At 37.0% G+C, this 11705-nt stretch carries 11 protein-coding genes; 4 read left to right on the top strand and 7 right to left on the bottom strand.

Features of this window, described 5'->3' with window-relative positions:
- Positions 1-78: 78 nt before the first annotated feature.
- The 4 genes from hemA to hemE are packed head-to-tail and all read left to right on the top strand — an operon-like array spanning position 79 to position 3999.
- Positions 79-1353 (top strand): glutamyl-tRNA reductase, encoded by a 1275-nt coding sequence (gene hemA / locus Q0A18_RS07585; protein WP_292009546.1) that lies wholly within the window; start codon positions 79-81, stop codon positions 1351-1353.
- Entirely contained in the window at positions 1340-2248 is a 909-nt protein-coding gene (gene hemC, locus Q0A18_RS07580; protein WP_292009545.1) for a hydroxymethylbilane synthase, read from the top strand. The genes hemA and hemC overlap by 14 nt, the downstream gene beginning before the upstream one ends.
- A gap of 29 nt (positions 2249-2277) precedes the next feature.
- Positions 2278-2964, top strand: a complete 687-nt coding sequence (locus Q0A18_RS07575; protein WP_292009544.1) for a uroporphyrinogen-III synthase — start codon at positions 2278-2280, stop codon at positions 2962-2964.
- Between the two features lie 6 nt (positions 2965-2970).
- Positions 2971-3999 carry a uroporphyrinogen decarboxylase gene (gene hemE / locus Q0A18_RS07570; protein ID WP_292009543.1) on the top strand — a complete coding sequence of 343 codons (1029 nt, stop codon included), beginning with the start codon at positions 2971-2973 and terminating at the stop codon, positions 3997-3999.
- Between the two features lie 46 nt (positions 4000-4045).
- On the opposite strand, the gene Q0A18_RS07565 is transcribed toward hemE, so the two are convergent.
- From Q0A18_RS07565 to Q0A18_RS07535, 7 genes are all read right to left on the bottom strand, one after another.
- A complete protein-coding gene (locus tag Q0A18_RS07565) occupies positions 4046-4678 on the bottom strand; it encodes an NAD(P)H-dependent oxidoreductase (protein ID WP_292009542.1) in 633 nt (210 codons plus the stop codon).
- Between the two features lie 95 nt (positions 4679-4773).
- Positions 4774-5589 (bottom strand): T9SS type A sorting domain-containing protein, encoded by an 816-nt coding sequence (locus Q0A18_RS07560; protein WP_292009541.1) that lies wholly within the window; start codon positions 5587-5589, stop codon positions 4774-4776.
- A 149-nt stretch (positions 5590-5738) separates the two neighbouring features.
- Complete coding sequence (locus Q0A18_RS07555; protein ID WP_292009540.1) at positions 5739-6959, bottom strand: cysteine desulfurase; 1221 nt, start codon at positions 6957-6959, stop codon at positions 5739-5741.
- A 158-nt stretch (positions 6960-7117) separates the two neighbouring features.
- Positions 7118-7753 carry a 50S ribosomal protein L25/general stress protein Ctc gene (locus Q0A18_RS07550; RefSeq protein ID WP_292009539.1) on the bottom strand — a complete coding sequence of 212 codons (636 nt, stop codon included), beginning with the start codon at positions 7751-7753 and terminating at the stop codon, positions 7118-7120.
- Between the two features lie 54 nt (positions 7754-7807).
- Positions 7808-8746, bottom strand: coding sequence for a ribose-phosphate pyrophosphokinase (locus Q0A18_RS07545; protein ID WP_292009538.1), 939 nt, complete (start codon positions 8744-8746; stop codon positions 7808-7810).
- 84 nt (positions 8747-8830) lie between these two features.
- A complete protein-coding gene (locus Q0A18_RS07540) occupies positions 8831-10402 on the bottom strand; it encodes a G-D-S-L family lipolytic protein (RefSeq protein WP_292009537.1) in 1572 nt (523 codons plus the stop codon).
- A gap of 11 nt (positions 10403-10413) precedes the next feature.
- A complete protein-coding gene (locus tag Q0A18_RS07535; protein ID WP_292009536.1) occupies positions 10414-11652 on the bottom strand; it encodes an outer membrane protein transport protein in 1239 nt (412 codons plus the stop codon).
- Positions 11653-11705: the final 53 nt, after the last annotated feature.

Here is an 11705-nt window from a genome sequence, read left to right as displayed (position 1 = left end):
TTTATAGTTTTTTACGATAATTATCATATACATTATCAGCCGACGATTAATTAAAAAAAGCGTAAATTTGCAGCGTTTATGGTACAGGAGTCTAATACACATCGAACCTCTAATTTTTCCGTACTTTCCATCAGCTATGAAAAGGCAGATGTAGAGACACGAGGAAAGTTTGCATTTTTTGATGAGAACATCAAAAATTTTGTTTCCAGAATACATGATGAAGATTTAGGAGATGCTTTTGTCGTTTCTACATGTAACAGGACAGAGATCTATACAACAACTCCCAATTCTCTTTTGGTTGCAGAAGAATATTGCAAAACCATAGGAGTTAACATTTCCGATTTCCTTCAGTATGCCAATATTCTCAACAAAGAAGAAGCTCTTACTCATTTATTCAGAGTAGCAGCCGGTCTGGAAAGTCAGATTATTGGAGATTTTGAGATTATAGGACAAATCAAAAATGCATACGCCCGCTTCAAGAAGGAAAGAAAAAACTCTAACCCTTATCTGGAAAGAGCCATTAATTCTGCTATTCAGATTTCTAAAAGAATCAAGAATGAAACCGGTATCTCCAACGGGGCTGCATCAGTTTCTTATGCTGCTGTACATTATATTTTAAACAACCAGAAAAGAATTGCAGATAAAAACATTCTGCTTCTTGGTGTTGGAGAAATCGGACAGAATACGGTTGAAAATCTTGTAAAGCATGTTTATCAGCCCAAAATAAAAATAGCAAACAGAACTCAGGAAAAAGCAGAGAAAATTTCTCAAAAATATAACATTCCCCATGTAGACTATACGGATGTGGATGAGGAATTAAAAAACACTGATATTCTGATCGTCGCTACAGGGGCAAAGCACCCTATCATCAACCGTTCCCACTTCCCTAACGGAAAAGAAACACTGGTGATTGATCTCTCCATTCCTAATAATGTGGAAAAGGATGTTACCAGCAATGAAAACGTAACCCTGATCGATGTGGATGAATTATCTAAGCATATTCAGGAAACCATTCAGCAGAGAGAAAAAGAAATCCCTAAAGCCAACGGAATTATCCGGGAAATGACCAAAGAGTTTCTGGAGTGGGAAAAAAAGAGAAAACTTGCTCCCAATATCCATCATTTTAAAGCTGTTTTAAAAAATATGGAGCGCAATGAAATGCACCAGTTTTATAAAAAGAATAAATACATCAATATAGAAGACATGGCGCTTTCTGAAAAGATGATTCAGAAAATTACCAACCGTTTCGCAAAATATATAATAGATAATCCTTTAAAAGCCGAAGAAATCAGTAAATTAATGCACGAAATTTTAGTTGAACAACCCAATAATGAATTCAATGAAAAGCATTAGAATAGGAACCAGAAATTCCGCACTTGCTCTTTGGCAGGCAAGAGAAGTTGCACGACATCTACAGAACAACAATCTGATGACAGAGATTGTACCTATTGTTTCTTCAGGAGATAAGAATCTTAATCAGCCTCTTTATTCTTTAGGTATTACAGGCGTATTTACACGCGATCTTGATATCGCTCTATTGAATGATGAGATTGATATTGCCGTACACTCTTTAAAGGATGTTCCGACACAGTTACCGGATAATATAGAGCTTGTTTCTTATTTGGAACGTGACTACCCTCAGGATGTACTGATTAGAAAATCATCTTCTCAAAACAAAGAATTTCATGAATTAAAGGTAGCCACAAGCAGTCTCCGAAGAAGAGCTTTTTGGCTGAAAAACTATCCTGAAGCTATATTTTCAGATATAAGAGGTAATATCCAAACACGTCTTCAAAAATTGGAAGAGCAGGATTTTGACGCTACTCTTCTCTCCTTAGCAGGAATCAAAAGAATGAAAATGGACATTGATTATGAAATGCTTCCTTTCATGATATCTGCTCCTTCACAAGGTGTGATAGCGGTAGCAGGACATTCCGATAAAAAGGAGATCAATGAGTACCTGAGACAAATCAACCACAGACCCACCCAAATCTGTGTAGAAATAGAAAGAAACTTCTTAAGCACTCTTGAAGGCGGCTGTACTGCCCCTATAGGAGCTTTTGCTGAGATCTATGATAATGAAATCCGGTTTAAAGGAGCCCTATGTTCCTTAGACGGTAAAAACTCGATTGCTACTGATGAAAGCTTTGAGTATAACGATACGGAAAATTTTGGAGAGAAATTTGCTAAAGTTATTCTTGAAAACGGAGGAAAAGAGTTGATGTCAGAGATTAAAAGCCAGCTTTAGAAGGTTCTTCACCTTATAAAACGCACAACATGAAGATCTTATTTACCAAAAATATAGACCCAATTGTCCTGTCCTCACAATTGAGCAAGGATATAAATTTCGATTGTATTGAGGTAATTAAGACCACTCCTATAATGGTAAGACCTTTTGATCTTAAGAATTCCTCTTTGATATTTACTAGCGTAAATGGTGTTAATTCTTTTTTTCAAAATCAATTTAAGCCCAATGAAGATTTCACATCAAGATGCTTTAACAAAATATACTGCGTAGGTGAAAAGACAAAGAAGGAGTTAAGAAAACACGGTTTCGGAACTTTTAAAGTTCTTCCCAATGCAGAAACGCTTTCTCAATTTATTGTCAGAAATTGCCAGCATGAAAAGTTTCTCCATTTCTGTGGAAATCTGGCGTTGGATGTCCTTCATAGAGACCTTCCCTTACAAAATATCCGATATAAAAAAATTACGGTTTATAATACTGAAGAGTTAAACCCTGTAATTGATGAAAAATATAATGCTATTGTCTTTTTTAGCCCAAGTGGAGTTCGTAGTTTTGCCAAGCACAATTCTTTGGAGGAAATGACTATATTTTCTATTGGAAAAACAACCTCTAAAGAAATAAAAAATCATACCCAGAGAATGATTTTTACATCTGAGGATAATAATTTAGTGTCTATATTAACGCTTATAAGAAACCACTATAAAGACATATCAGTTTAATACATTATGATTAAGAACGACCTATATTTAAAAGCTCTTCGTGGAGAAACAGTAGAAAGACCTCCGGTATGGATGATGAGACAGGCAGGAAGATACTTGCCTGAATTTATTGCTCTTCGTGATCAATACGATTTCTTTACCCGTTGTCAGACTCCCGAATTAGCTGCTGAAATTACTATACAACCTATCAAAAGATTTCCTTTGGATGCTGCTATACTATTTTCAGATATTCTAGTAGTTCCTCAAGCTATGGGAATCGATTTCAAAATGAAAGAGTCTGTTGGTCCTTGGCTGGATAATCCAATCAGAACTGCAGAACAGGTACATAATATCGAGGTTCCCGATGTAAACGATACATTAGGCTATGTTTTCGATGCTATTGAACTGACCCTTCAAAAATTGGATAATGAAATTCCCTTGATTGGTTTCGCAGGTTCTCCATGGACTATTCTATGCTACTGCGTAGAAGGAAAAGGAAGTAAGGCATTTGATATTGCCAAATCATTCTGTTTCCAGCAGCCGGAAGCCGCTCATCTATTACTTCAAAAAATCACAGATACTACTATTTCCTATTTAAAAAGAAAAGTAGAAAAAGGAGTTTCTGCCGTTCAAATATTTGATTCTTGGGGCGGGATGCTTTCCCCTCAGGATTATCAGGAGTTTTCCTGGAAATATATTAATCAGATTGTAGAAGCATTAAGCCCGCTTACCCATGTTGTTGTATTTGGTAAAGGATGTTGGTTTGCGCTGGAAGAGATGACCTTATCAAAAACTTCCGCTCTGGGTGTAGACTGGACTATTACTCCTGAGTTTGCCAGAACTTTAACTAACCATACTATGACACTTCAGGGAAATTTTGATCCTGCAAGATTACACTCAACCCCTGAGACCATCAGAAAAATGGTTCATGAAATGATTAACCGTTTTGGGAAAGACAGATACATTGCCAATCTTGGACATGGAATTCTCCCTAATATTCCATTAGAAAATGCCGAAGCCTTTATACGGGCCGTGGTAGATTGGAAACCGTTATAAACTATTAAAAAAGACCCTTCTAAGAAGGGTCTTTTTTAATAGTTTATTATTTAATTTCAGTAATAAAATCTTCTTTTGCTTTTCTGACTTTAGCTAAATTCACCAGCCAGTCATTATCTTCATCTCTGTAGCCTAGCGGTAACATTACAACACTTTTCAACCCCTTTTCTTTTAGATTAAGGATTTCATCTACAGCTTCCGGAGAGAACCCTTCCATCGGTGTAGAATCAACTTCTTCAAAAGCAGCTGCGATAATAGCCGCTCCAAAAGAAATATAAGCCTGTTTTGCCGTGTGATGAAAGTTTTCCTTTGCAGACCTGTTTGGATAAAGATCTAATAACTGCTTTCTGTAATTTTCCCAACCCTCATTTTTAAAACCTCTGATATCATTAGTAAGATCAAACATTTTATTGATTCTCTCTTCTGTATAATGATCCCATGCAGCAAAAACCAATAAATGTGAACATGCGGTAATCTGCTGTTGATTCCATGCTGCAGGTTTTATTCGTTCTTTAACTTCCTGATTGGTTATTACAATAATTTCAAAAGGCTGAAGTCCACTGGAAGTAGGAGCCAGCCTTGCTGCTTCTAATATTCTGTCTATCTTATCCTGAGGCACTTTTTGGCCATTCATTGACTTTGTCGCAAATCTCCAGTTGAGTCTTTCTATTAATTCCATAATTTAGATTTTTAATAGCACAAATGTACTTCAAATCAGTAAAAAATTACAGGAATGCTTAAAAATAATCTTTTCTTGACATTTAAAACAGAAAGTCAATCTTTCAGAATCTTTTTCTTAATAATTCCCTTGTCTCCTGTCATATAAATAATATACAGACCTTTGGGCAAATCAGAAACATTATAACTTTCAGATTTTCCTTCATACACTTTTACTATTTTGCCCGACCTGTCAACAATACTCACTTTATCATAAGTTTTTCCATTATTTTTAATATAAAGATTATCTTTTACGGGATTAGGATACATCATTAATGATTCAGAAGCAGAAGTTTCGGTAGTAGCCAATGCAGCAGAGGTAATGGATATATCATCTATAACAGCTCCATAGGAATAATCACCGGCATCATCATATACAAATCTCATTTGGAAATTAGCATTTGCATACGGACTAAGATCTATAGCGGAGGCTGTATCGTAAGATGTTATTGTATACATAAAAGTATTCCAGTCAATTCCCCAGACACCGGCATCTCCAGTATAACTGAATACCTGTACCCATGCTGTACCATTATATACTTCCACTTTAATACTGGAATCAACGGCATATACCATGTTAGCATATTTAAAAGACAGCTGGGGACTGGCAACTGAAGTAAGATTAATAACGGGGGACACCAATCTCGCACTTGAATTAACACTTGCTGAACCAGCAGCATCATCATCAAAAAAAGCTGCTCCGTCAGGAAATGATGCAAAACCGGATTGCGCTCCTACTTCCCAATTAAATGTAGTACTGGGGTTATCTACTGTCCAGCCTGAAGGCAAAATACCTCCATTAAAATTTTCAGAAAAAACCTGTGCGCTACAAAAGCCATAGGAGAACAAAAAGAGTAAAATTTGTTTTTTCATGGTATTTTATTTAATGTTTTAATAAAATTAATTAATTATTTTTAAACATTAAATAAAATTTCTCGAATTATAATTCATTATATCAATATAATACTCTAGTTTCATTGATATAAATAAAAAGCACTTTATAAAATAAAGCGCTTTATAAGTTATGCTAGCATTTTCTGAGCCTTTCTGACTCCTTCCACCAGCAAGTCTATTTCCTGAAACGTATTATATACAGCAAAACTAGCTCTAACTGTTCCTGCTATATTAAAGAAATCCATAATAGGCTGTGTACAGTGATGCCCTGTTCTCACCGCAACTCCCATCTTATCGAGAATCATTCCCACATCAGAAGAAATCCCAATTCCTTCCAGATTAAAGGAAACAACTCCCACTCTTTCAGCTTTCTCACCGTATATCTTAAGGTTTTCAATTTCTAAAAGTTGTTTTTGAGCATATTCCAAAAGGATATTTTCATGTCGTTGGATATTGTCCCGGCCTACTTTATCAATAAAATCTATCGCAGCTCCCAGTGCAATATTACCGCCTACATTTGGTGTGCCTGCTTCATATTTAAAAGGCAGTGTTGCGTAAGTCGTTTTCTCAAATGAACATGTAGCAATCATTTCTCCTCCTCCGTGGAAAGGGGGCAAATCTTCGAGGACAGTTTGTTTACCATATAAGATTCCCGTTCCCATTGGCGCATACATTTTATGCCCTGAAAACACAAAGAAATCACACTCCAGCTTCTGAACATCAATGGTAAAATGAGGAGCAGACTGCGCTCCGTCAATGACAATATATGCATCTGAATTTTTTCGGATTTTCGTAATAATCTCTTCAATAGGGTTTACAATTCCCAAAGCATTTGAAACCTGATTCACAGATACCACTTTTGTCTTTTCGCTTAAATACTGATCGAGATAATCTAACTGCAATATTCCATTTTCATCTATGGGAATTACCCTAAGCTTAGCTCCGGTCCTTTCACAAAGCAACTGCCATGGAACAATATTAGAGTGATGCTCAAGATAAGAAATAATAATCTCATCATCCTTTTTAAGCTTTTGCGTAAGAATATAAGCGATGAGGTTTAATCCCTCTGTCGTTCCCTTTGTAAAAATAACTTCAAAGTCATGTTCAGCATTGATAAACTTTTGCACCTTTTTCCGGGAAAGCTCCATCTCTTCTGTGGCCAATTGGCTTAAAGTATGGATTCCTCTATGGACATTAGCATTAAGCTCGGTGTAATATTGTTTACAAACTTCCAGAACTGAATCCGGCTTCTGAGAAGTGGCAGCATTATCCAAATATACCAATGGTTTACCATTCACCTTCTGATTCAATATCGCAAACTGACTTCTTATTTCCTGAATGTCAAACATTATTATAAATTTAGAATTAAAAAAAGCTCTTATTTAGAACACTTCAAATTTACAGCTTTTTTCTGAAAGGAAATTAAATCTACTAAAGTTATAGACTTAATCTAAAAAATAAAAACCTGCCATTTCTGACAGGTTTTTATTATATGTAATAGCAATTCTTATTCTGCTGCTGTTTCTTCAGCTGCAGGAGCTGCTCCTTCTTCTGTAGTTTCTTCATCATCATCCTGAGCTGCCGCACCACCCTTCATTGCATTTCTAGACATCTTCACAGCTGCGATAACTGCATTGTCTGGGTGCATGAATGTATATGCATCATTTTTGATATCTCCGATATAAATTTTGTTACCAATTTTTAATGGAGTTACATCTACAACGATCTCATCAGGTAGGTTAGCTGGAATAGCTTTCAATTTTAATTTCCTGAAAGACTGACGTAAAACACCACCAGCCACAACACCTTTTGCACGTCCGGTAATTCTTACAGGAACCTCCATAATAACTGGCTTATCGTCAGCTAATTGATAGAAGTCGGCATGTAAAATTTTGTCAGTAATCGGGTGAAACTGAATATCCTGAAGAACAGCCGGAATTGTCTGACCATCAACCTCAATAGATACCGTGTGTGCTTCAGGAGTGTATACTAAACCTTTGAAAGACTTCTCTTCAGCAGAGAAATTCAAAGGCTCACCACCTCCATAAACAACACAAGGAACTAATTCAGCATCACGTAAAGCTTTTGTAGACTTTTTGCCCACGCTTTCTCTTTTTGTACCTTGAATTGTAATAGATTTCATTTATAAATATTTAAAAAATTGTTCTTAATTAAATCATAAACACCTTTAAATCAATTAAATAATAAATTTACTACTAATTGATTGATGCTCATGAACCATCTTCATCACATCCGCAAATAATGGGGCGCAAGATAGCACTTTTATTTTAGATGACAAATTATTTTTCACAGGAATTGAGTCAGTTACAATAACTTCCAGAATTTTTGAGTTCTCAATATTCTCATATGCTTTCCCTGAAAGCACCCCGTGAGTAGCCATTGCTCTCACTGATTTTGCCCCTTTCTCCATTAATATATCTGCAGCTTTACAAAGTGTTCCAGCTGTATCGATCATATCATCAATCAGAATAACATTCTTTCCATCAACATCTCCGATAAGGAACATTTCTTCCACCACATTTGCTTTCTTTCTTTCCTTATAAGCGATTACCACTTCAGCTCCCAAATGCCCGGCATAGTTTTTTGCTCTTTTTGCTCCCCCCATATCCGGTGACGCGATAGTAAGATTATCCAAATTCAAAGATCTTATGTAATCCACAAAAATAGAGGAAGCATAGAGATGATCTACAGGAATTTCAAAGAACCCCTGAATCTGATCCGCATGCAGGTCCATTGTCATAATTCTTGTAGCGCCTGCAGCAGTTAAAAGATTAGCAACCAGCTTCGCTCCAATCGGTGCTCTTGGTTTATCTTTTCTGTCTTGTCTTGCAAGTCCGAAATAAGGTAATACTACCGTGATACTTTTCGCAGAAGCTCTTTTTGCCGCGTCAATCATCAGAAGAAGCTCCAGAAGATTGTCTGCCGGCGGAAATGTAGATCCAATAAGAAAAACCCTTCCTCCTCTTACTGACTCATCAAGAACCGGTTCAAATTCTCCATCACTAAACTCCTGAAAGTTGATTTTTCCTAATTCCTGCCCATAATACTGAGCAATTTTTTCTGCCAAGACCTTACTTGTTCTTGTAGAAAACAGATAACTTAACTGATCGGCCATTTTTACTTTTTAAAGATTTTGCAAATTTAAAAAAACCACAAGAATATCTCCTGTGGTTTTCAATATTTTTTTAACTCTCATTAATTATGGGAATTTAATTCCTGAATAATTGTTAGGATTAACCTGTGGTATAGTGGATTTATATTTTCCATTAATAGATTTAATAAATTCGTTGGCAACTACTGCATATCCTCTACCTGTAAGGTGAACTCCATCCAATGAGAAAGCTCCTCCCGTCACATATTTAGCCGTATATTTCACTCCATCAAAGGAAATCCCTGACTGTCCGTTAAGCTCAAGCATTTTTGCATTAGCATCGACAAAAGCAAGTCCATAAGTATCAGCCAAAGATTTGATAGAAGCATTATAAGCATCTGTTGCTGTTTTCACCGCTGCAGCTTCTGTTTTGGTCAGTACATGCTGGTTCTCCAATGGATAGGAAATTCCGTATACATTAATTCCCGTAGGAGCACCCGTTACCGCTGATCCTATTACCGCTCTTGTTGTAAGAAGAATATAGTCTTCAGCCGTAGATTGTCTCGCTTGCCCGAATATCTGGCCTAGTACAGTAGCAGTAGCAGGCCCCACTGAAGGGGTTAAGGCTGCTGTAAGCTGAGCAGACAAATTAGTAAGTGAAATATCTTTAATTAAAACAGGGTTGGAAGAAGTCGAAGAAAGTAAGTTGATTCTATCTCCTGCCCCAAAAGCCGTAAGCGCCTGCTTAAGCGGTCCGTACAAACTGGCATTAAGTGCTGTAATATTGGAACCTAATGCAGCCGGAGTCAGGGGATTATAAGGAACTGTTGTAAATTGCGGAACAGATGTCACATAAGGAATATTAGCAATTACACCTTTTGTAGCTCCTGCAGCTTTCATTGTTTCTATAATTGTTTTTATAGAACCTGCTACTACATTAGGATCAGAAATATCACTGGATCCGTAAGTTGCAGGGTTCAGGTTACCTGTTTGGTTAACCGCTGGAGTATATGTGGTAACACCACCTACTGTCTGAGAATTTGTTCCTCCGCTGGTGGCATAGCCTAAAACGTCATTATTTCCTATCCAGAGTGAATAGAAGGTAGGACTCTGAGCCGCAGCATCTCCTACCACCGTTGAGGTAGCACTTGAAGAGAATCTAACATAATAAGGATTTGCTGTTCCCGTTGTCACACCTGCAATATTCCCATATCCCGGTGCTATCAAATGGTAGGATTTTGCTCCTGGAACTCCAAAATTATTAAGATTACCCGTGATTTTATTAGCAATATTAGTAGTCGGAGCAGCACTTACGTTCACTACATTCGGAGACCCGTTTGTAAATGATTGTATGTATAACTTAGTAGCCTGAATAGGGGTAGATCCTAAAAGCAATCCTCCATTATTATCAGCCATAAGAGGTTGAATAAACTCTCCTCCTCCGGCAAGCTTCATCTGTCCGGCAATGATAGAAGGATAAGATTCGTTTTGCCCGTCAATATATAATGCATTGTCTCTGTATCCTGAAGTAAGAGAGTTCCCTAACGAAACGTATTTGGAAAAATCAGCTTCCCCATTCGTTACCTGTATATCCTTTACATCAGTATCAAAATCTGTTTCACAGCTTGCTGTTAAAAGAAGTGCAGAAACAGCGATTGTAGATATTAGTATTTTTTTCATAATTATTCAGATTAAAAAGGGTTATAGGATAATCCCAGACCGAAATAAAAAGCCTTAGCTTTAGCTTGTCCGTATAATCCCAGATTATCATTTTTCACATCTCTGCTTTGAGGCAAGGCATATCCTCCGGCAATATCCACTCCTACATGATTAAACTTAAATCCTATCCCTCCGGTTATTACATAGGTATTAAATGATGGTGTCTCAGGGATAAAATTCTTATCTGTATAAGGAGACTCATCATAATAAGCTCCCAAACGCCCTGCAATCATATCATTGAACATATATTGAGTTCCCAATCTGAACGTTTTAGAATTTCTGAAGTTCTTAGGAACAGTCTGAATGGTCGGATCAGCCGGATCACTTCCCACTGGAGCATTAGCAAAATCTAATGTCAGTTTACTATACCTTTCCCATCCATGATAGTTAAAATCGGCAGACACTAACCATTTAGGTGTAATTTTATAGGTTAAACCTACTGTATATTCCTCCACTAAAGGTAAAGTCGCCGAAAACTTATCCTTTCCGGATGCATCCAGCCCTAGCAATGAGTAGACAGACTGAGATGGGAACTGGAAGGTAGCCGTTCCGTTTTTAGCTTTCATATCAATTGCTGAACGATATGCTATACTTACATCCAGTTTTTCTTCAGGTCTGAAATAAAATCCGAATCCATACCCATGCCCACTTGCATTTTCATCATTGATATTAAGCTCTCCTCCAAACTGAGTAACCGCTTTTGTCCAGTCTACTTTTCCTTTTGCATAAATATAACTTGCTCCGAAAGACATCCAAGGAGCCAGTTTTACGGAAACCATGGGCTGGAAATAAAAACTCTTAAGCTCTAGCCTCTGTACCATTTCTCTTCCTTCCCAATCACTTGGCCATTCTATAGTACTTCCAAAAGGTGTTGAAAAACTGAAACCTACGGACAATTTCTCTATAGGTCTATAGGTAACCGCAGCATAAAGCGGAGTTCCGAGAGGATTATCAGTAGATGTACTCTGTAAAGTATTTACGTTTTGAAAGGTAATTTTATTACTCGCTCCAAACCCTCCTGCCACTACACTTAGTTTTGAAGGGATGAAAGACATACCTGCGGGGTTGAAAAATGTCACACTTGCATCTTCAGCATGTGCACTGGTGTGTGCCATGGCCAATTGCTTTACCCCCTGCAAAGAAACCCTAAAGCCTCCTGCATAAGATAAAATGCCCGCTAGTAAAGCTGTTGAAACTAATATTTTTTTCATATACCATATTATTATATGGCTCAAATATAAAATTATTTTAAATACACTTGTTA

It is taken from the genome of Chryseobacterium sp. (assembly GCF_022712095.1).
GTDB lineage: Bacteria > Bacteroidota > Bacteroidia > Flavobacteriales > Weeksellaceae > Chryseobacterium.
This window is presented reverse-complemented; position numbering and strand designations above follow the sequence as displayed.